The 20735-nt window shown below is 65.8% G+C and carries 22 protein-coding genes and 1 pseudogene; 19 read left to right on the forward strand and 4 right to left on the reverse strand.

Annotation, left to right across the window (positions count from 1 at the left end):
• The first annotated feature begins 8 nt into the window (after positions 1 to 8).
• Complete coding sequence (locus tag LG306_RS06815; protein ID WP_404419237.1) at positions 9 to 797, forward strand: pyrroline-5-carboxylate reductase family protein; 789 nt, start codon at positions 9 to 11, stop codon at positions 795 to 797.
• Here the strand turns inward: LG306_RS06815 and LG306_RS06820 are convergent.
• From LG306_RS06820 to LG306_RS06830, 3 genes are all read right to left on the reverse strand, one after another.
• Complete coding sequence (locus tag LG306_RS06820) at positions 794 to 1270, reverse strand: hypothetical protein (RefSeq protein ID WP_404419239.1); 477 nt, start codon at positions 1268 to 1270, stop codon at positions 794 to 796. The two genes, LG306_RS06815 and LG306_RS06820, sit on opposite strands and share 4 nt — an antisense overlap.
• 85 nt (positions 1271 to 1355) lie before the next feature.
• On the reverse strand, positions 1356 to 2723 hold the full coding sequence (locus tag LG306_RS06825) for a sensor histidine kinase (RefSeq protein WP_404419241.1): 1368 nt from the start codon (positions 2721 to 2723) through the stop codon (positions 1356 to 1358).
• Between the two features lie 4 nt (positions 2724 to 2727).
• A complete protein-coding gene (locus tag LG306_RS06830) occupies positions 2728 to 3459 on the reverse strand; it encodes a response regulator (protein WP_404419666.1) in 732 nt (243 codons plus the stop codon).
• 88 nt (positions 3460 to 3547) lie between these two features.
• On the opposite strand from LG306_RS06830, the gene LG306_RS06835 reads away from it, so the two are divergent.
• The 4 genes and pseudogenes from LG306_RS06835 (at position 3548) to LG306_RS06850 (ending at position 6489) form a co-directional block, all read left to right on the forward strand.
• Positions 3548 to 4426: a branched-chain amino acid aminotransferase gene (locus LG306_RS06835; RefSeq protein ID WP_045810405.1), complete on the forward strand. Its 879-nt coding sequence runs from the start codon at positions 3548 to 3550 to the stop codon at positions 4424 to 4426.
• A 132-nt stretch (positions 4427 to 4558) separates the two neighbouring features.
• A complete protein-coding gene (locus LG306_RS06840; RefSeq protein ID WP_066626388.1) occupies positions 4559 to 5833 on the forward strand; it encodes a NupC/NupG family nucleoside CNT transporter in 1275 nt (424 codons plus the stop codon).
• 16 nt (positions 5834 to 5849) lie between these two features.
• Positions 5850 to 6032 (forward strand): annotated as a pseudogene (locus tag LG306_RS06845) (DUF1275 family protein); the annotation flags it as partial.
• A gap of 103 nt (positions 6033 to 6135) precedes the next feature.
• Positions 6136 to 6489: a DUF1275 family protein gene (locus tag LG306_RS06850; protein ID WP_404419244.1), complete on the forward strand. Its 354-nt coding sequence runs from the start codon at positions 6136 to 6138 to the stop codon at positions 6487 to 6489.
• Here LG306_RS06850 and LG306_RS06855 read toward each other — a convergent pair.
• Positions 6473 to 6907, reverse strand: coding sequence for a PaaI family thioesterase (locus tag LG306_RS06855; RefSeq protein WP_017504495.1), 435 nt, complete (start codon positions 6905 to 6907; stop codon positions 6473 to 6475). The two genes, LG306_RS06850 and LG306_RS06855, sit on opposite strands and share 17 nt — an antisense overlap.
• A 47-nt stretch (positions 6908 to 6954) precedes the next feature.
• On the opposite strand from LG306_RS06855, the gene LG306_RS06860 reads away from it, so the two are divergent.
• The 14 genes from LG306_RS06860 (at position 6955) to LG306_RS06925 (ending at position 20664) form a co-directional block, all read left to right on the forward strand.
• Positions 6955 to 7257, forward strand: coding sequence for a DUF3253 domain-containing protein (locus LG306_RS06860; protein WP_017504494.1), 303 nt, complete (start codon positions 6955 to 6957; stop codon positions 7255 to 7257).
• Entirely contained in the window at positions 7247 to 7888 is a 642-nt protein-coding gene (locus LG306_RS06865) for a uracil-DNA glycosylase family protein (RefSeq protein WP_404419247.1), read from the forward strand. The genes LG306_RS06860 and LG306_RS06865 overlap by 11 nt, the downstream gene beginning before the upstream one ends.
• Positions 7889 to 7904: 16 nt before the next feature.
• Positions 7905 to 8930: an alpha/beta fold hydrolase gene (locus tag LG306_RS06870; RefSeq protein ID WP_404419249.1), complete on the forward strand. Its 1026-nt coding sequence runs from the start codon at positions 7905 to 7907 to the stop codon at positions 8928 to 8930.
• A gap of 88 nt (positions 8931 to 9018) precedes the next feature.
• Entirely contained in the window at positions 9019 to 10659 is a 1641-nt protein-coding gene (fliF, locus tag LG306_RS06875) for a flagellar basal-body MS-ring/collar protein FliF (protein WP_404419250.1), read from the forward strand.
• Positions 10659 to 11693 (forward strand): flagellar motor switch protein FliG, encoded by a 1035-nt coding sequence (gene fliG, locus LG306_RS06880; protein WP_404419252.1) that lies wholly within the window; start codon positions 10659 to 10661, stop codon positions 11691 to 11693. Before fliF ends, fliG begins: the two co-directional genes overlap by 1 nt.
• Before the next feature lies 1 nt (position 11694).
• On the forward strand, positions 11695 to 12357 hold the full coding sequence (locus tag LG306_RS06885) for a flagellar assembly protein FlbE (RefSeq protein WP_404419254.1): 663 nt from the start codon (positions 11695 to 11697) through the stop codon (positions 12355 to 12357).
• The gene (gene fliN, locus LG306_RS06890; protein WP_017504488.1) at positions 12357 to 12689 is read left to right on the forward strand and encodes a flagellar motor switch protein FliN; all 333 of its coding nucleotides are present in this window, start codon (positions 12357 to 12359) and stop codon (positions 12687 to 12689) included. The genes LG306_RS06885 and fliN overlap by 1 nt, the downstream gene beginning before the upstream one ends.
• Before the next feature lie 36 nt (positions 12690 to 12725).
• Positions 12726 to 14138: a sigma-54 interaction domain-containing protein gene (locus LG306_RS06895; RefSeq protein ID WP_404419256.1), complete on the forward strand. Its 1413-nt coding sequence runs from the start codon at positions 12726 to 12728 to the stop codon at positions 14136 to 14138.
• A 4-nt stretch (positions 14139 to 14142) separates the two neighbouring features.
• The gene (gene bla / locus LG306_RS06900) at positions 14143 to 15048 is read left to right on the forward strand and encodes a class A beta-lactamase (protein ID WP_404419258.1); all 906 of its coding nucleotides are present in this window, start codon (positions 14143 to 14145) and stop codon (positions 15046 to 15048) included.
• A 13-nt stretch (positions 15049 to 15061) separates the two neighbouring features.
• On the forward strand, positions 15062 to 17158 hold the full coding sequence (gene flhA, locus LG306_RS06905; protein ID WP_404419668.1) for a flagellar biosynthesis protein FlhA: 2097 nt from the start codon (positions 15062 to 15064) through the stop codon (positions 17156 to 17158).
• Between the two features lie 62 nt (positions 17159 to 17220).
• Positions 17221 to 18747 carry a CHASE3 domain-containing protein gene (locus LG306_RS06910; protein WP_404419260.1) on the forward strand — a complete coding sequence of 509 codons (1527 nt, stop codon included), beginning with the start codon at positions 17221 to 17223 and terminating at the stop codon, positions 18745 to 18747.
• Positions 18744 to 19166 carry a response regulator gene (locus tag LG306_RS06915; protein WP_017504482.1) on the forward strand — a complete coding sequence of 141 codons (423 nt, stop codon included), beginning with the start codon at positions 18744 to 18746 and terminating at the stop codon, positions 19164 to 19166. The genes LG306_RS06910 and LG306_RS06915 overlap by 4 nt, the downstream gene beginning before the upstream one ends.
• Before the next feature lie 77 nt (positions 19167 to 19243).
• Positions 19244 to 20206: a histidine kinase dimerization/phosphoacceptor domain -containing protein gene (locus LG306_RS06920; RefSeq protein WP_241004823.1), complete on the forward strand. Its 963-nt coding sequence runs from the start codon at positions 19244 to 19246 to the stop codon at positions 20204 to 20206.
• Positions 20207 to 20220: 14 nt separating this feature from the next.
• Complete coding sequence (locus LG306_RS06925; protein WP_404419262.1) at positions 20221 to 20664, forward strand: NUDIX domain-containing protein; 444 nt, start codon at positions 20221 to 20223, stop codon at positions 20662 to 20664.
• Positions 20665 to 20735: the final 71 nt, after the last annotated feature.

A 20735-nucleotide genomic window follows, 5' to 3' on the forward strand; every position in this document is an offset into this window, starting at 1 on the left:
CGGCATCTGTGCCGGGTCCCGTCGTCCTGGTCGGCTGCGGCCGACTGGGCTCCGCCATTCTGGAAGGCTGGCTGCTGACCGAGACGGTGGCGGCGTCCGACCTGATCATTCTCACCCCTTCGGAAAAGCCGGCGGCCGAGACGGCGCGGGCCAAGGGCGCGCGGATCAATCCGCCGCTGGAGGTCTTGACCGAGGCGGCGGTAATCGTTCTGGCGGTCAAACCGGCCATGTGGCGTGAAGTGCTGGCTCCGCTGGCGCCGTTCCTGAACGATCGAGCCGTCATCCTGTCGGTCATGGCGGGCGTGACGGCGCCGACCCTAGCGGAAGGCCTGGGAGGCTGGCCCATCGTGCGGGTTATGCCGACGACCGGTGTGTCGCGTGGACGCGGGGTGGCCTCGGTCTGGTCGGCGGACGCGCGCGCCGAGCACGTCGGGCGGGCGTTGTTCGAGCCGATGGCCGAGACGGTCGAGCTGGCCGACGAGGCGCTGATGGATGCGGCGACGGCGGTGGCCGGCTCGGGCGCAGCCTATTTCTACGCCTTCACCGAAGCGCTGGCGCGGGCCGGGGAGGCGGCGGGCCTGGATGCGGCGACGGCGGACTTGCTGGCGCGCGCGACGCTCAGATCCGCAGCAGACTCCATGGGCGACGATGCGCTGGAGGCCCTGATCGGGCGCATCGCCTCGCCTGGCGGCTCGACCCGCGCCGGGCTTGACGCCATGGCGAAGGACGGCCGCCTCACGGCGATGCTGGACGAGACGGTCGCGGCGGCGGTCAGACGCAACCGCGAGATGGGCTAGAAGCGTCCGCGCTCGATCTGATCGCCGAACCGCTCGAACGCGCGGTCGGCGTCGCGCCAGACGCTGTAGCCCCAGACGTCGTTGATGCTGGGCGTGAAATAGGAATAGTCCACGGGCCGCGTCACCCCGTCCGCCATCACGATCTCACCCTTGATGGCCGCGCCGCCGATCGACACGCTGCGGATCGGGTCGAGGCCGGGCGTCTGACGGACCTGTTCGAAAGTCGGCCGGTTCGGCTTCAGATCGACCAGGACCAGATTGGCGGTCGCGCCCGGATAACGCTGGGCCAAGGCCTTTCCGACCTCGGCCTGAAGGCCGGCGATCTGTTCGTTGACCTCGCGGTCGCCGAGCTTTTCGACCTCGCGCTGAAGCTGCGGCCCGACCGTGACGTTCACCGTCGGCGCTTGAGCCTGAGCCATGGCGGCGACGCCGAGTGTCGCGGCCAGGGGTGCAAAGAAGGCGAGTTTACGCATCGAAATCATCTCCAAGCCCTGTCGCCCATAAGATGACCCTTGCAGCGCCGTTCCGCCAGACCCCGCTGACGAAAGCTTTCAAGCCTCAGGCGGGCTCGGCGACGGTGACCGCGCCGGGGATGCGGATCGTCGCTTTCAATCCGCCCAGTTCGCTGCGATCCAAAGTGACGTCGCCGCCGTGGCCGCGCGCCACATCGCGCGCGATGGCGAGGCCTAGACCGACGCCCTTGCGGTTCTGGTTGCGAGAGTCGTCTAGGCGCGAGAAGGGCCGGAAGGCCTCGTCATACATGGCCTCGGGGATGCCGGGTCCGTCGTCCTCGACGATGATCTCCAGCCCGCCGGACGCCATGGCGCGGGCCGACAGCCGCACATGCTCGCCGTGAGAGGCGGCGTTGCCGGCCAGATTCACCAGGGCGCGCTTGAAGGCGAGGGGGCGAACGGAGGCGGTCAGGCCCTCGGCGACCACCAGCTTGACCTCGGCACCGGCGCGCTTTGCATCCTCGCCGGCCGCCTTCAGCAGCGCGGAAATCGACACCGGCTTGGGCGGTTCGCCCGCCTCGCCGCGAGCGAAGTCGAGGTATTCGTCGATCATATGCTCCATCTCGTCCAGGTCGCCGCGCATGGCGGACTGGCGCTTGAAGGGGGGAGCCAGCGCCAGTTCGAGACGCAGACGGGTCAGGGGCGTGCGCAGGTCGTGGCTGACCGAGGCAAGCAGGGCGGTGCGCTGATCGATGTGGCGTTGAATCCGGTCGCGCATGGCCATGAAGGCGACGGCGGCGGCGCGGACCTCGCGTGCGCCGTGTGGCTTGAACCGCGGCACGGTTTCGCCACGTCCGAAGGCCTCGGCGGCGTCGGCCAGACGCTCGATGGCGCGGACCTGATTACGAATGAACAGGATGGCCACCCCCATCAGCAGGACGGTCGCCACCGCCAGCCACAGGACGAAGATATGGGCCTGGGTCGCCACCGCGCGCTCGCGTGGGGCGATGATGCGCAGCACCCCTTGCGGCTCCTGCACCTGAATGTCGACGTAGGCGGGATAGCGGGTGGTGTCGAACCAGTAGGGGCGGTCGAGACGCGCATCCAGGGCCCTGTCCAAAACACGGTCCACCACGCCGATGGCGCCGCGACGTTCTTCCGTCGGAAGGGTGCGCCCATCCTGCAGCACGATGGACAGGGACATCGACCGCTCGGCCCGATTGGCCAGCTTGTCCAGGTTCGCCGGGCTGGGGTCGTCCTCATAGCTTTCGACGGCCCAGGCGATGTCGCCGGCCAGGCCTTCGGACAGGCGCGCGGTCACCGTCTGCCAGTGGGCGTCGAAGAAGACCCAGGTCACCGCCATCTGCATCACCAACACCGGCAGGACGATGATCAGCAGCGACCGGCCCCATAGCGAGGTCGGCAGGCGCCGCTTCAGAAAGCGCGGCCACAGATAGGCGGGCAGAAGCCGCATTGGCTCAGTCGGGAGCCAGCATATAGCCGACGCCGCGCACCGTCTGGAGATAGCGCGGGTTCTTGGGATCGACCTCCAGCTTGCGGCGCAGACGGGTGACCTGGACGTCCACGGCGCGTCCGGTGATGTCGGCGGTATCCGGCGACAGGCTCATCCGCTCGACCGGCGCATGGGCGTGAAGCGCCAGGGTCTTGAGCAACTGGGCCTCGGCCTCGGTCAGGCGCTGAGGCGCGCCGTCACGGCTCAACTCCAGCCGTTCCATGTCGAAGACGGCTGTGCCCAGTTTGATCTCCCTGGGACCGATCGGCTTGCCGCCGGTGCGACGCAAGATGGCGTCGATGCGGAGCACCAGTTCGCGCGGTTCGAACGGCTTGGACATATAGTCGTCGGCGCCGCGCGACAGGCCTTCGATCCGATCCTCGGGATCGCCGCGCGCGGTCAGCAGCAGCACGGGCGTCTTGGACAATTCGGCCTTGTTGCGGACCCAGCTGGTCAGGTCCAGGCCGCTTTCGCCCGGCATCATGACGTCCAGCACGACCAGGTCGAACTCGATCAACTCCATCATACGCTTGGCGGCGGCCGCGTGCGCGGCGCCCGTCACGCGATAGCCTTCGCGCGCCAAGAATTCCTTCAGCAGTTCGCGGATGCGATCGTCGTCGTCGACAATCAGCAGATGGCGGCCGACGCCGGGGCCGGCGATGGGGCCCGAGCGGCCATGCGAACGCGATTCCGTCATGCTCATGCGACGTTTCCCCCGCTTGCGGCGTTGACCTGAGCGATTCGTGCGGCTCTAAGACCGTCAGTTTCGCGGGAGACGTATTTCAATGGCCTTCGTTCCTTTCGACGATCGTGACGGCTTCATCTGGGTGAATGGCGATTTCGTCCCCTGGAGGGAAGCGAAAACGCACGTTCTGACCCATGCCCTTCACTATGGTTCGTCGGTCTTTGAGGGTGAGCGTATGTACGGCGGCGAAATCTTCAAGCTGACGCAACATTCCGAGCGCCTGAAGCGGTCCGCCAACCTGCTCGATTTCGAGATACCCTACAGCGTCGCTGAAATCGACGCCTTCTGTAAGGAAACCTGCGCCAAGAACGGTCTGACGGACTGCTATGTGCGTCCCGTCGCCTACCTCGGCCCGGAACAGACCAGCGTTTCGGCCCTGAACAACAAGGTTCACCTGGCCATCGCCGTGTGGGACTGGCCCAGCTATTTCGACCCAGAGGTCAAGGCGCGCGGCCTGCGTCTGGAATGGTCCAAGTGGCGTCGTCCCGATCCGGCGACGGCCCCGACGACAGCCAAGGCGGCGGGTCTGTACATGATCTGCACCATGTCCAAGAACGCCGCAGAGCGTCGCGGTTTCGCCGACGCCCTGATGCTGGACTGGCGCGGCTATGTCGCCGAGGCGACCGGCGCCAACGTCTTCTTCGTCAAGGACGGCGTCATCCACACGCCGAATGTCGAGCACATTCTGGACGGCATCACCCGCCAGACCGTGATCGAGATCGCCCGCGAGAAAGGCATCGAGGTTGTGGTGCGCGAGATCAAGCCGGAAGAGCTGTCAGACTTCACCGAATGCTTCCTGACCGGCACGGCCGTTGAGGTGACCCCGGTCGCCGAGGTGGGCGAATACCGCTTCACCCCCGGCGCCCTGTCGCTGGATCTGATGGATCACTACGGCAAGCTGGTGCGCGGCCAGCTGTAAGCCGCGGCGCGACGACAGGATTAGGGCGGTCCCTTAAGGGGCCGCCCTTTTTCGTTTCGCTTGCCAGCCGCGTCACTTTGTCCTTGAAGCGAATACAGACCGGCAGGCGCGCCGGGTGCGGGGATCGTTTTCATGTTCAGCCTCCTGAACCTCCAGAGCCTTCTGGGTCTGGTCGTCATCGTCGCGGTCTGCTGGGCGATCTCGGAAAACCGCAAGGCCTTCCCTTGGCGGCTGACCATCGGCGCGATCCTGGTGCAGGCGGGGCTGGTGCTGGCCCTGTTCGCCATTCCGGGCTCGCAGGCGGTGCTGGCGGCGGTGACGGGCGCGGTGGACGGTCTTGCGGTCGCCACGACCGAGGGGACCAAGTTCGTCTTCGGCTATCTGGCCGGCGGGGACCAACCCTATACGGTCTCGAACCAGGGCGCGCTTTTCACCTTCGCCTTCCAGGTTCTGCCGCTGATCCTGGTGATTTCCGCCCTGTCGGCCCTGCTGTGGCACTGGAAGATTCTGAAGTGGATCACGCTGGGCTTCGGCTTTCTGTTCCAGAAAACGATGGGTTTGGGCGGCGCGTCGGCCCTGGCGGTCGCGGCCAACATCTTCCTGGGCATGATCGAAAGCCCGATCGTGATCCGCGCCTATCTGGACAAGCTGACGCGGTCCGAGATCTTCCTGATGATGGTTGTTGGCCTGGCGACGGTCGCCGGTTCGACCATGGTGGCCTATGCGACCATCCTGTCGCCGGTCCTGCCCAATGCGGCGGGGCACGTGCTGGTGGCGTCGATCGTTTCGGCGCCGGCCGGCGTGCTGCTGGCCCGGATCATCATCCCCGAGAAAGAGGGTATGGGCGGCGCAGTCGCCGACTATGACTCGGCCCTGAAATACGACAGCGCCATCGACGCCATCGTGAAGGGCACGTCCGACGGCCTGATGGTCGTGTTGAACATCTCGGCCGTGCTGATCGTGTTCGTGGCCTTGGTCGCCCTGGTCAACGTCATGCTGGGCGGGTTCGTGGTGTTCGACGCGCCCCTGACGGTCGAGCGGATGCTGGGCTGGATCTTCGCGCCGGTCGCCTGGCTGATCGGGGTCGAGTGGAAGGACGCCGATGTCGCCGGCTGGCTGCTGGGCGTCAAACTGACCCTGACCGAGTTCGTCGCCTTTATCGACCTGGGCAAGGTGCCGGCCGCCGAGATGACCGAGCGCACGCGGATGTTGATGACCTACGCGCTGTGCGGCTTCGCCAATATCGGCTCGGTCGGCATCACCGTGACCGGCCTGTCGGTCCTGATGCCGGAACGCCGCGAAGAGGTGCTGGGCATGGTCTGGAAGGGCCTGTTCGCCGGTTTCCTGGCCACCCTGATGACCGCGGCCATCGTCGGCGCGATGCCGGCGGCGGTGTTCGGGCTCTAAGGCGGGCCTAGATCCAATGCGCGCGCTTGCCCCGCTGGACCGTGGACTGGCGCTGCTGCTGGCGGGTCCTGCGGGCTATGTGGACAGTCTGGGCTTCCTGCAGCTTGGCGGTGTGTTCGTCTCGTTCATGAGCGGCAACTCCACGCGGCTTGCCGCCAGCCTGGCCTCGGGACACTGGCTGGCCGTCGGGCATCTGGCCGCCATTCTCGCGGTCTTCGTGCTTGGGTCGTTCCTCGGGGCGCTGATCGCGGGGGGGGGAGGGCGCGCGGTCACGCAGCCGAGTTTTATTTTTCGAAGGACTATTGCTGGCCTGTGCGGCCTTGGCGGCGGCGTTCGGTCTGACGTCGCTGGCCATCCTGCTGATGGTCGCGGCAATGGGGGCGGAGAATTCGGTCTTCCTGCGAAATGGAGAGGTCGGCGTCAGCCTGACCTATATGACCGGCGCTCTGGTCAAGCTCGGGCAAGCCTTGGCCGCCGCTGCAACCGGGCGCGACCGTACGACCTATCGTCCCTATCTCGCCCTGTGGGCTGGATTGACGGCAGGTGCGGTTTTAGGCGCCCTGACTTACCAATGGCTGGGGTTGGCGGCGTTATGGCCGGCTGCGGGACTGGCCTTGATGCTCTCGGTGATCGCGCGCTTCAGCCGCGCGGCGTGAATTTGCGGATGACGCCCGAGAAGGTCATCAACAGGCGCTCGCCGGTATTGATCTGACCCCGTACGAAGATCAGGCTCTTGCCCGCCTTGGTGACTTGGCCCGTGGCCTCGATCAGTTCGCCGACATAGCCGCCGTCGATGAAGGTGGAGTCCAGCTGGACCGTGACGCCCGAGGCGCCCTCCATCTCCTGATAGGCGATCTGGAACATGGCGATGTCGGCGAAGGTCATCAGGCAGCCGCCGTGCATCCGCCCGCCTGCGTTCATGTGCTTCTGCTCGGCGCGGAAGGCGCAGCGCATGTGCCCGTCGGGGTCCGGCTTGCCGTAGAAGGGGCCGACCACCGTGTCGAAGGTGTCGTGCAGATCGTAGGTCTGCCAGCCGGCGAACTCGCCCTCGGTGATGGTGATTTTCTTGGGCATGCAGACTCGGCCTTACTTATGGGCGTGCGTTGCAGCATATAGGCGCAATGAGCGACCCGATCGAAACCGCAATCCTGAACAAAATCGCCGCGCTTGAGCCCGGCAAGAGCATTGAGCCGGCGGAAGTGGCCAAAGAGCTACAGCCCGAGCAGTGGCAGCGCATGCTGCCCAAGGTTCGCGCGACTGCTTTGGGCCTGATGCGCCAGGGCAAGCTGACCATCACCAAGAAGGGCAAGGCGGTCGATCCGGACAACTTCCGCGGCGTCACACGCCTGCGTCAGGCGACCGAGGAAGAGACGGCCCTGGCGTTGAGCCGCCGTCCGCCGGTCGTCGAGGGCGATGACGACTGATCTCCAGGATATCCTGAACGACATCCGCGCCTGTCGCGCCTGCGCGGGCGTCCTGCCGCACACGCCGCGCCCGGTAGTGCGGGTGTTTCCCGAGACGCGATTACTGATCTGCGGCCAGGCGCCGGGACGACGTGTCCATGAGAGCGGCCTGCCGTTCACGGATCCCTCTGGCGATCGTCTTCGTGATTGGATGGGCGTGGACTACGAGACCTTCTACGCCAACCCGCGCATAGGGGTCGCGGCCCAAGCCTTCTGCTATCCGGGAACCGCGCCGAAAGGCGGCGACTATCCGCCGCCGACACGCTGTGCGGAACTGTGGCGACCGCAGTTGCTGGACGCCCTGCCGCAGATGGAACTGACCCTGCTGGTCGGCGGCTATGCCCAGGCGTGGGCGCTGGGCGACAGGGCCAGGCGGACCATGACCGAAACGGTCCGAGCGTGGCGGGAGTATGCGCCGGATCTGCTGGTGTTGCCGCATCCGTCGTGGCGCAATACGGCTTGGCTTAGGAAGAATCCGTGGTTTGAGGCGGAGGTGCTTCCCTATCTGCGGGAACGGGTTCGGCGCATTCTGACTTCTGCAAATCCGGCGGCCGTTCGCTCCAGCGAGAAGGACTTGTCGGTGGTATCGTGAGCGCTGCTTGGGACACATGGCCTTGATCGCCTCCAGACTACTGCCGCTGACCGCCGCGCTCATTCTGTCGGCCTGCGCCGCACCTCACATTCAGCCGCCGTTGACGCCGTCGCCGGGCTTTGTCGGCGCCCATGTCGAGGATCGGGCTCTTGTCATGTCGGACGGCGCGCGCCTGCCGTATTTGCATTGGGGTCCAAAGGATGGGGCGCCCTGGGCGGTGATCGTGGCCCTGCATGGGATGAACGATCACGACGCCAGCTTCCGTCTGGCCGGCCCCTGGTGGGCCGAGCAGGGGATCGAGACCTGGTCCTACGAGCAGCGCGGCTTCGGCGGGGCGCCGGGGCGAGGCGAATGGGCCGGGCAGCAGCGGATGACCGATGATCTGCGCGAGATCACCGCGATGGCGCGCGCCCGCTATCCCCATGCCGTCATCGCCGTGGTGGGCGAGAGCATGGGCGGGTCTGTCACCGCCGCCGCGTTCGGCTCCGACCATCCCCCGGATGCGGACCGGATCGTGCTGCTGGCGCCCGGCGTCTGGGGCTGGTCGACGCAGGGACCATTGAACAGCGCGGCGCTGAACATTGCGGCGCGGGCGCTGGGCGACGTGGCGCTGGAACCGCCTGAGTTTATCACGCGCGATATCCACGCTTCATCCAACACATTGGAGCTGATCCGCAACGGGCGCGATCCGATGAGCATCCTCGCGACCCGGTTCGACACGGTCTATGGGCTGGTCGATCTGATGGAGGCCTCGTCGCGCAGCCTGGGCCGCATCCGGGGCGACGCCATCCTGATGTACGGCGCCCATGACGAGGTGGTGAAGAAGGGGCCGATGAAGCTGGCGCTGGAGCGGGCCGAGCGGGAGGGCGGGACGCTGCGGACCGCCTGGTATCCGAACGGCTGGCATCTGCTGAACCGCGACCTGGACGCAGAGATCGTCTATCGCGACGTGGTGTCGTGGTTGAGAGATCCGAAAGCCCCGCTGCCGTCCGGTGCGCCGGCCGTCTTGCCGCAGCTTCAGGCGGGCGGGGCGCGCCCTTAAGCGGGTCTTAACGCGACGTTTACCATCCAGGCGGCATTTTCTGCCTAGCGGGGCGTTCGTGTCTCCCGCGAGTAGGGGGCGGGGACGCGTGGGCGGCTTCACAGCGGCGTTGCAGAAGTTCGGGATCGGCCGTCTGGCTGCGGTTCTCGGCGTCGCCGCAGGCGTGGCCGCCGTGCTGGTCGCCGTCATGCTGCGCATGGGCCAGGCGCCCGACGCGCTGCTGTATTCCAACCTGGATCTGCGCGAAGCCAGCGAGATCACCGCCGCCCTGGATCAGGCCGGCATCAAATATTCGTCCAAGGGCGACGGCTCGACCATCATGGTCAACCGCGACGACGTCGGCACGGCCCGGATGCTGGTCGCGGGCAAGGGCTTGGTCACCTCCGGATCGGTCGGTTACGAACTGTTCGACAGCCAGTCGGTGCTGGGTCAGACCGAGTTTCAGCAGCAGTTGAACGAGCAGCGCGCGCTGCAGGGGGAGCTGTCGCGCACCATCATGTCCATGCGCGGCATCACGGCAGCCCGCGTCCACATCACCATGCCGCGCCGCGAGATGTTCACCTCGGCCGCAGGCGAACCGACCGCCGCCGTTCTGGTGGGCCTGGGCGGCCGTGATCTGACCAGCGACCAGGTGCGGGCGATCCGCAACCTGGTGGCCTCGTCCGTGCCGAACCTGAAGCCCGACCGCGTCACCGTGGCGGACCAGACGAACCGCACACTTGCCGCCGGCAGCGACGACGGAACCTTCACCTCCGCGTCCGCCGCCGAGGCCAAGGGCAATACCGAGAGCCAGCTTCAGGCGCGCATCAAGGACATCGTCGAAGGCGTCGTCGGCGCCGGCGCCGCCCGCGTTCAGGTGACGGCCGACATCGACCAGAGCCGCGCCACCACCCAGGAAGAGAAGTTCGACCCGGACGGTCAGGTCGTCCGCTCGACCACCACCAACGGCTCGCAATCCGCTGACAACAGCGGACAGACCGACGGCGGCGTGACCGCGACCAACAACATCCCTGGCGGCGCTGCGCCCGGCGCGACGCCCGTCGGCTCGACCAACTCGGAAAACGCCGAGACGACCAACTACGAAATCTCCAAGACGACCACGACCACGACCAAGGAGCCGGGCGAGGTCAAGAAGCTGGCCGTCGCCGTCGCAGTCGACGGCAAGTGGACGCCGGCCAAGGACGGCAAGGGCGAGCCGACCTATGCGCCGCGCACCGCCGAGGAGATCGCCCAGATCAAGTCGCTGGTCGCCGCCGCCGCCGGCATCGACGAGACGCGCGGCGACAAGATCGAAGTGATCAACGTCCGCTTCAACCACGACACCGGCATCGAGGGCGGTCTGGACGGCAAGTCGTCGCTATTCGATTTCTCCAAGAACGACATCATGCGCTTCGTCGAACTGGGCATTCTGACGGTCGTCGCCCTGCTGCTGATCTTCTTCGTGCTGCGTCCGTTGCTGAAGACGGCCGCGGGCGGCGGAGGCAATCTGCCGGCGCTAGCGGGCGCGAACGGCGTGCCCGTCACCACGGTGGCGACTACGGTCATCGGAGCCGACGGTCAGCCGCAACTGGTACAGCTGCCGGCGCCCAGCGAGATGGATCAGAAGATCGACATCGCCCGCATCGAGGGCCAAGTGAAGGCGTCCTCGGTCAAGAAGGTCGCCGATTTCGTTCAGGCGCATCCCGATGATGCGGCCGGCATCCTGCGGACCTGGGTGGCGGAAGGCTGATGGCGAAGCTGGTCAACAAGAAGGTTGCGATCGACGATCCCAACAAGCTGTCGGGACCGGAGAAGGCCGCCGTCATCCTGCTGGCCCTGGGCGAAGAGCATACCGCCCTGTGGGAGCGGCTGGATGATGACGAGGTCAAGGAAATCTCCCAGGCGATGGCGACCCTGGGCAATGTCAGCGCCGAGGCCGTCGAGGCCCTGATGATCGAGTTCGTGTCGGGCCTGTCCGGCTCCGGCGCCGTGATCGGCAGCTATGAGCAGACGCAAAAACTGCTGGCCGCCTTCCTGCCCAAGGATCGCGTTGACGGCCTGATGGAGGAAATCCGGGGCCCGGCCGGTCGCACCATGTGGGACAAGCTCGGCAATGTGAACGAGGCGGTTCTCGCCAACTATCTGAAGAACGAATACCCCCAGACCGTCGCCGTCATCCTGTCCAAGGTGCGTTCGGACCACGCCGCCCGCGTCCTGACCAGCCTGCCGGAAGACTTCGCCCTGGAATGCGTCCAGCGGATGCTGCGCATGGAGCCTGTGCAGCGCGAGATCCTGGACAAGATCGAGGCCACCCTGCGCACCGAGTTCATGTCGAACCTGGCGCGGACCTCAAAGCGCGACAGCCACGAAATGATGGCCGACATCTTCAACAGCTTCGATCGCCAGACCGAGGCCCGCTTCATCGGGGCCCTGGAAGAGCGCAACCGCGAGTCGGCCGAACGCATCCGCGCCCTGATGTTCGTGTTCGAGGATCTGTCGAAGCTGGATCCGGGCGGGGTGCAGACCCTGCTGCGCGCCGTGGAAAAGGACGCGCTGGGCCTAGCCTTGAAGGGGGCGTCCGAAGGGCTGCGCGAAATGTTCTTCTCCAACATGTCCGAGCGCGCCTCCAAGATCATGCGCGAGGATATGGAGTCGATGGGACCGGTGCGTCTGAAGGATGTCGACGGCGCCCAGATGGCGATGGTTCAGGTCGCTAAGGATTTGGCCGCCAAGGGCGACATCATGCTGGCTGGTCAGGGCTCCGACGACGAGTTGATCTACTGACATGACCCAGTCCCCCGAAATCCGGCGTCTCTTCGCCTTCGACACCGAGTTCGACGCCGACGGCTCTGTGGTGAGCGCGAGCGCTTGGAAGCCGGCGAAACGCTCCTACCTGCCGGCCGAGGTCGACGCCCTGGTGGCGCAGGGCCGTTTGGAAGCGCGCGAACAGGCTCTGAGCGAGGTCGAGAACATCCGCGCCATGGCCCTGAGCAATATCGCCCAGTCCGTCGCATCGGCCATGCCGACCCTGAAGGCTGTGGCCCAGGCCCATCGTGAACAGGCCGCCGACCTGGCCCTGGCTGCTGCGCGCACCATCGCAGGGGCCGCGCTGGACCGGTTTCCGCATGCGCCGCTGAAGGCCGCGCTGGAACTGCTGGCGCAGGAAATCGACGCCTCGCCGCGTCTGGTCGTTCGCGCCTCGGGCCTGGATGACGAGGCGCGCGGCCTGATCGAGCGCGCCTGCGCCGACAGCGGCTTTACCGGCACGGTCGCCTTCCGCGATGAACCGGGCATGGCCCAGGCCGCCTTCCAGCTGGAATGGGCAGACGGGCGCGCGGATCACGATCCGCAAGGTTCGGCCGACCGCGTCGCCGAAGCCCTGACCGCCGCCCTGGCCGCCGAGGCCGGACACGCCGAAACCCTTCCCGTCGACAGGAGCATGTTCTGATGGCATCCGACGACCTAGCGCTGGAGGAGTTCTCCGACTTCTCCGGCCTTCCGCCCCTCGACGACGGCGGCGAAAAGAGCGCCGCCGACCTGGCCACCGTCTTCGACGTGCCGGTCAACATTTCGGCCGTGCTAGGCAAGTCGCACATGTCGGTGGCCCAGCTGCTGAAACTGAACAAGGGCTCGGTGCTGGAGCTGGATCGCAAGGTGGGCGAGGCGATCGACATCTTCGTCAACAACCGCCTGATCGCGCGCGGCGAGGTCGTCGTCGTCGACGACCGGCTGGGCGTGACCATGACGGAAATCATCAAGACCGAGGATTCGGGCGCCTGATTGGCGACCGCCTTTAGAGATTAGAGGAGAAGAACGATGCGTCTTCTAGTGGTAGGCAGACTGAGCGGCCAGCTCGCTTCAGCGGTGAAGATGGCCATGGCGCACGGCGCCAAGGTCAATCACGTCGAGCGCGCGGATCAGGCGACCGAACAACTGCGCCGGGGGCAGGGCGCCGACCTGCTGATGGTCGACTATCAGCTGGACATCGCCGCCCTGATCGCCGCCAACGAAGCCGAGCGGATCACCATTCCGGTCGTGGCCTTCGGCGTCGACGCCGATGCGCGAGAGGCGGCCGCTGCCATCAAGGCCGGCGCCAAGGAATTCATTCCGCTTCCGCCCGACGCCGAACTGATCGCCGCTGTCCTGTCGGCCGTCGCCGACGACGAAAAGCCGATGATCTCGGCCGACCCCTCGATGAAGGCTGTGCTGCAACTGGCCGACCAGGTCGCGCGCTCGGAAGCCTCAATCCTGATCACCGGCGAAAGCGGCGTCGGCAAGGAGGTGATGGCGCGGTATCTGCACGAGCATTCGCGTCGGTCCGAGCGCCCCTTCATCAGCGTCAACTGCGCCGCCATTCCCGACAATCTGCTGGAATCCGAACTGTTCGGCCACGAGAAGGGCGCCTTCACCGGCGCCGTTGCGCGCCGCATCGGCAAGTTCGAAGAGGCCGACGGCGGCACCCTGCTGCTGGACGAAATCTCCGAGATGGACGCCCGGCTTCAGGCCAAGCTGCTGCGCGCCATCCAGGAGCGCGTCATCGACCGTGTCGGCGGCTCCAAGCCGGTCTCTGTCAACATCCGCATCATCGCCACCTCGAACCGCGATCTGGCCAAGGCTGTGGCGGAAGGCACCTTCCGTGAGGACCTGCTGTATCGCCTGAACGTGGTGAACCTGCGCCTGCCGTCCTTGCGCGAGCGGCCCGGCGACATCGTCGTTCTGGCCGACCACTTCATCAAGAAGTACGCCGCCGCGAACGGCGTGCCGGTGCGTCCGATCTCGGCCGCCGCGCGTCAGGCCATTTCGGCCCATCGCTGGCCGGGCAACGTTCGCGAGCTTGAAAACGCCATGCACCGCGCGGTGCTGCTGGCGACCGGCCCCGAGATCGACGTCGACGCCATCCGCCTGCCGGACGGTCAGCCGCTGGGCGGCATGGGCGCGGGCATGATGGCGGGACAGGCCTATGCGGCGCCGCAAGCCGGGGTGGCCGCGCGCGCCGCCCAAGCGGCCGACGCCGTGACCCGCAGCTTCGTGGGTCAGACCGTGGCGGCGATGGAAAAGACGCTGATCCTGGACACCCTGACCCACTGCCTGGGCAATCGTACCCATGCGGCCAACATCCTGGGCATCTCGATCCGCACCCTGCGCAACAAGCTGAACGAATACGCCGACGAGGGCACGGCCATTCCGGCGCCGCAAAGCGGCGTCTCCGCCTCGGGCTACGCGGCCTGAGCCCATGCGCGCAGCGGTGGAGCGCAGACGCGTCCTGACGGGGCTGGCCGCCTTGAGCGCGGTCGGCTGTTCGCCGCGCGCGGCATCACGCCCTGCCGCGCCCGTCGCCTGGGCGGACGAGGTCATTGACCTGTCGGACCTTGAAGCGCGCAATGGCGGCCGTCTCGGCTTCGTCGTTCAGGACGCGGCGACGGGCCGTAAGCTGATTTGGCGCGGCGAGGAACGCTTCGTCTATTGCTCGACCTTCAAGATGTATCTGGCCGCGGCGACCCTGTTGCGGGCGCAGGTCGGGCAGGAGCGTTTGGATCGTCGCATCCCGATCACGGCGGCGGACATGATCGACCACGCTCCGGCGACCGAGCCCGCCGTCGGCGCCAGCCTGACGGTCGAGCAGTTGATGAAAGGCGCGGTGGAGGTCAGCGACAATCCCGCAGCCAATCTGTTGCTGAAGGCCATGGGCGGCCCGTCGGCGATGCAGACCTTCTATCGCGGCATCGGCGACGTTAGCACCCGGTCCGACCGTTTCGAACCGGAGATGAATCGTCTGGACGGGGACAAGGATACGATCCTGCCGTCCCAGTCCGTCGCCAATCTCCAACGACTGTTCCTCGATCCGGCCTCGCCCCTGACCGCAGTGTCACGCGCCCTGTTGTTGCAGTGGATGACCGATACGCCCACGGGTCAGAATCGTCTTAGGGCTGGAGCGCCTGCGGATTGGCGTGTGGCGCACAAGACGGGGACGGGGGGCTATGGGCCGACCAATGACATCGGCCTGCTGTATCCGCCGAACGGTCAACCTGTGATCGTCGCCGCCTATTACCATGCGACACGGGCGACGTCGGACGACGCGAATGCGGCCGTGAACGCCGAGGCGACGCGTCGCGCGCTGAAGGTCTTGGGCCGTGGCTGATGCGCCTATCCTGATGAAGGACGGCATGGCGCGCCCGACGGGCCGCGACGTGATCGGCTGGCTGAACCGCGGCGAAGTGCTGATGGCGGTCGGCGTGATCGGCGTGATCATGCTGCTGATCCTGCCGGTGCCCAAGTTCCTGCTGGATCTGCTGCTGGCCTTCTCGCTGGTGTCCAGCGTGCTGATCCTGATGACCGCCGTGATGATGAAGCGGCCGCTGGATTTCGCCATCTTCCCGACCGTGCTGCTGGTCTCGACCCTGTTCCGACTGGGCCTGAACCTGGCCTCCACGCGCCTGATCCTGACCCACGGCCAGGAAGGTCACGATGCGGCCGGTCAGGTCATCAACGCCTTCGGTCAGCTGATGATGGGCGGCAACTTCATCATCGGGGTGATCATCTTTGCGATCATTCTGGTGGTGAACTTCGTCGTCATCACCAAGGGCTCGACCCGGATCGCCGAGGTGTCCGCCCGCTTCACCCTGGACTCCATGCCGGGCAAGCAGATGGCCATCGACGCGGATCTGTCCTCGGGCCTGATCACCGAGGATCAGGCCAAGCTGCGTCGCAAGGAGCTGGAGCAGGAATCGACCTTCTTCGGCGCCATGGACGGCGCCTCCAAGTTCGTGCGCGGCGACGCCGTCGCCGGGCTGATCATCACCTTCATCAACGCCATCGGCGGCATACTGATCGGTACGCTGCAACACGGCATGCCGGCGATGGAGGCGGCCAACACCTATGTCCAGCTGACCATCGGCGACGGTTTGGTGACGCAGGTGCCGGCTATCATCATCTCGATCGCCGCTGGCTTCCTGGTGTCCAAGGCGGGCGTCGAGGGCACGGCGGACAAGGCCATGGTCACCCAACTGGCGACCAATCCCGTGTCGTTGGGCGTGGTGTCGGGCGCGGCCGGTCTGATCGGTCTGATCCCCGGTATGCCGCTGATCCCGTTCGCGGCTCTGGCCATCGGCTCGGGCTTCATGGCCTGGCGGCTGGGTCGCAATCGCCTGAAGCCTCAGCCGACAGAGGCGGAGATCGCGGCGGCGGCGGCGGCCGCAAAACCCAAGGAAGACGTCGAAGAGCCGATCGCCAACATCCTCACCATCGACGAGGTGAAGATCGAACTCGGCTATTCGCTTCTCAGCCTGATCAACGATCTTGAAGGGCGCCGTCTGACCGATCAGATCCGCGCCCTGCGGCGATCCCTGGCCCAGGAATACGGCTTCGTCATTCCCCAGGTGCGCATCCTCGACAACATGCGCCTGCCGACCCAGGGCTACGCCATCCGAATCAAGGAGATGGAGACTGGCGCGGGCGAGGTGCGGCTGGGCCACCTGATGGCGATGGATCCGGCGGGCCGTCAGGTCGAGCTTCCGGGTGAGCATATGCGCGAACCCGCCTTTGGCCTCCCGGCGACCTGGATCGAGGAAGGTCTGCGCGAGGAGGCGACGTTCCGCGGCTATACACTTGTCGACCCGTCAACGGTCCTGACGACCCATCTGACCGAGATCCTGAAGGACAATATGGCCGATCTGCTGTCCTACGCGGAGGTGCAGAAGCTGCTGAAGGAACTGGGCGCCGAGGAGAAGAAGCTGGTCGAAGAACTGGTGCCCAGCGTGGTCACCGTCACGACGCTGCAGCGGGTGTTGCAGTCTCTGCTGCGCGAGAAGGTGTCGATCCGCGACCTGCCGGCGATCCTGGAAGGCCTGGCCGAGGCCGCGCCGCACAGCTCCAGCGTCACAACCCTGGTCGAACACGTTCGCGCGCGCCTGGGCCGCCAACTGTGCTGGCAGAACAAGGACGGAGAGGGGGCCTTGCCCATCGTCACCCTGTCGCCGGAATGGGAGAACGCCTTCGCCGAAAGCCTGATCGGCAATGGCGAGGACAAGCAGCTGGCCATGGCGCCGTCGCGCCTTCAGGACTTCATCCGCGCCGTGCGCGACACGTTCGAGCGGATCGCCATGACGGGTGAAAATCCGGTGCTGCTGACCGGGCCCATGACGCGGCCCTATGTGCGATCGATCATCGAACGCTTCCGCGGCCAGACCGTCGTGATGAGCCAGAACGAAATCCATCCCAAGGCCCGGTTGCGGACCCTGGGCCAGGTCTGATCCCGCCGACTTGGCAGTTTGACGTTTGACGCGGCGACGCACCCCGCTAAAGCTCCGCCGTCATGAGTCCGAACCCCCGATCCCAATGGTCGCGCCTGCGCGACTTCATGCGTACGCCGTCGTTGGCCCGGTCAATCTCGGCCATGCTGATCCTGGCGTTCGGGCTGCTGATCTTGGTCAATACGACGACCTTCGTGATGATCCATCGCACCATCGCGTTGAACGAAACCATCGAACACGCTCAGCAGATGCGCCGCGCCGCACGCACGGTTCTGATTGCGAGCCTGAACGCCGAGACCTCGCAACGCGGTTTTCTGCTGACGGGACGAAGCGATTTTCTACAGCCCTATCGTGACTCCAGGGCCGACATGGAGCCCGCGCTGGCGTTTCTGGATGAGGGCGCAGCGCTCGATCCGACGCTGAAGGATACCGTCGAACCCATTCACCGTCTGGGCGACAAGAAATGGGACGAGATGGAAAACACCGTCACCTTGGCGCGCCAAGGGCGGATCGGTCAGGCGATCCAGGCCGTGCGGTCGGGCGAGGGCAAGCAGTATATGGACGAGCTCAGGGGGGCCATCGAGAGGTTCGACAAGCTGAAGTCCGACCGGATCGATAGCCGACGCCGGGCGTCGGAGTTGTTTGGGTTCCTGACCGTCACGATGAACGCCATAGCCGGTCTGCTGGTCATCGTCTTGGCTCTGCTGTCAGCCTGGCTGGTGCGGCGTTATGTGTCCGAAATCCAATCCGCCCGCGCGACCCTGGACGCCGCCAACGCCAGCCTGGAGGACAAGGTTCGCGAGCGCACCGGCGACCTGATGCGCGCGAACGAGGAGATCCAGCGCTTCGCCTATATTGTCAGCCACGACCTGCGCGCGCCGCTGGTCAACGTGATGGGCTACACCTCCGAACTGGAGCAGGCGGGCAAGGTCGTCGATAAGGCGATCCATGAGGCTGAAAAGACGCGCGTGGTCGATCCCGAGATCGTCACCGCCGTGCGAGAGGAGATGCCCGAAGCCATCGGCTTCATCCGCGCCTCGACCGAGAAGATGGACCGGCTGATCAACGCCATCCTGAAGCTGTCGCGCGAAGGTCGTCGCAACCTGCTTCCAGAGCCGCTGGACATGACGGCGATGGCCCAGAACATCGCCAACAGCGTCCATCACCAGACCGAAGCCTCGGGGGCGCGCATCGAGGTGCAGTCGCTGCCCGAGATCGAGAGCGACCGCATTTCGATGGAGCAGATTGTCGGCAATCTGATCGACAACGCCGTCAAATATCTGGATCACGACCGGCCGGGCGAAATCGTCGTGTCGGGCGAAGACGTGCCGGGCGGCTGGGTCGTCTACCGGGTCGCCGACAATGGGCGAGGCATCGCCCCACGCGACCATGAGCGGATCTTCGAACTGTTCCGGCGCTCCGGAAGACAGGATCGTTCTGGCGAGGGGTTGGGCCTGGCGTTTGTGCGCAACAGCGTGCGTCGACTGGGCGGCACGATCGACGTTGAGTCCGAACTGGGTAAGGGCTCGACTTTCCTGCTGAAATTCCCCAAACGACTGATCCTGTCTGAACCCGGAGGCGCCCTGTGACGCAACCCGTCAAAATCATCATGGTCGAAGACGACCACGGCCACGCCAAGCTGATCGAAAAGAACATCCGCCGGGCCAATATCAACAACGAGATCAAGCATTTCGATGAGGGCGGTGCGGCGCTCGACTATCTGTTCAGCGACGAAATCCTCGCCAATGGCCCGCTCCTGATCCTGCTCGACCTCAACCTGCCCGATATGTCGGGCACGGACATTCTGGAAAAGGTGAAGGCCAACGAGCGCCTCCGCCGCGCGCCGGTCGTGGTGCTGACGACGACCGACGACAAGGTCGAGATCCAGCGCTGCTACGATCTGGGCTGCAACGTCTACATCACCAAGCCGGTGGATTATGAATCCTTCGCCGGCGCGATCCGCCAACTGGGTCTGTTCCTGTCGGTGATCCAGGCGCCGGAGATCTGACGATCGACGCGCCAAAGCCTATTCGCCTGCTTTACATCGACGACGACCGGGGTCTGTCCCGGTTGGTCGAGAAGGAGTTGGGGCGTCACGGCTATGCCGTCACCTGCGCGCCGGATGGCGATGCGGGGCTGGAGCTGTTGCAGCAGGGTGAGTACGACATCTGCGCGCTGGACCACTATATGCCGACGCGAGATGGACTGGACGTCCTGCCGGACATTCTGGCCCTGACGGCGCCGCCGCCTGTCGTCTATGTGACGGGCGCGCAGGATGGGCGGATCGCCGTTGCGGCCCTTCGGGCGGGCGCGGCGGACTATGTGATCAAAGATGTCTCGGAGGACTTCACCTCCCTGCTGCGTTCGGCGCTCGAGGACGCCCTATCGCGCCGTCGGCTTGAGCGCGAGAATGAACTGGCTCAGGAAGAAATCCGCCGGGCGCGCGATCGGGCCGAGGCGATGCTGCGTGAGGTGAACCACCGCGTCGGCAACTCGCTGCAGCTGGTGTCCAGCTTCATGTCCTTGCAGATGCGCCACGTCACCGATCAGGGCGCCAAGGACGCGCTGCGCGAATCGCAGGCGCGGATTGAGGCCGTCGCCCATGTTCACCGTCGCCTCTATACCTCCGGCGACATGAGCCACGTGGCCATGGACGAATATCTGGTCGGGCTGATGGACGAGCTGTCCAAGTCCATCGGGCCGGATGACGGATCGCCTAAGCTGACGCTGGACGCCGAGCCGCTGTCGGTCACGACCGACCAGGCCGTGTCGATTGGCGTCATCGTCACAGAACTGGTCACCAACGCCGTGAAATACGCCTATGCGCCGGGGCAGGGGGGCGAGATCCGCATCCATATGCGCCGCGAGAACGAGAATCGCGTGATGCTGACAGTCGAGGATGACGGTCCCGGCATGGGCGACGGAACGCCCAAGGGCACGGGTCTGGGCGGCAAGATCATTTCCGCCATGGCGTCAGGCCTGCGGTCGGCCGTCGAGTTCGACGGCGCCCACAAGGGCGTGCGCGCCAGGTTGTCGTTCGACCTCTAGGGTCGGTTTTCATCATGTTGCAGTTCGGCGTTCGCAAACCCGCTTCGGACTATCGTCACCGCGCCACCGCGTTCGGCATCGTCGAGCGTGATGGCCTGATCGCCTGTGTTCGCGTCGAACGTGAAACCGGTCCCTATTTCGACCTCCCCGGCGGCGGCTTGGATATCGAGGAGACCGAGGTTCAGGCCCTGATCCGCGAGTTCGCCGAGGAAACCGGACTGACGATCACGCCGCTGAACCGCATCGGAGAGGCGAGCCAGTATTTCGTGCGTTCGACCCGCGAGCCGGTGAACAATGTCGGCGGCTTCTGGACCGCCACTGTGGCGGCCGAAAATCCTGATGCGAAATGCGAGGACGATCACACCTTGGTGTGGCTGGATCCGACCTTCGCCATCTCACGCCTGCGTCACGATTCCCACGCCTGGGCTGTCGCCGTCTGGCTGCGTCGCCCAAGCTGAGCCTTACGGAACGGGCTTCCTGTGAAGTCGTTTGTATTTCGAACCGCAAACATATGTCGCGGCGATGAAAA

Source organism: Brevundimonas vesicularis, assembly GCF_044807075.1.
In the GTDB taxonomy this organism is placed as follows: Bacteria; Pseudomonadota; Alphaproteobacteria; order Caulobacterales; family Caulobacteraceae; genus Brevundimonas; species Brevundimonas vesicularis_G.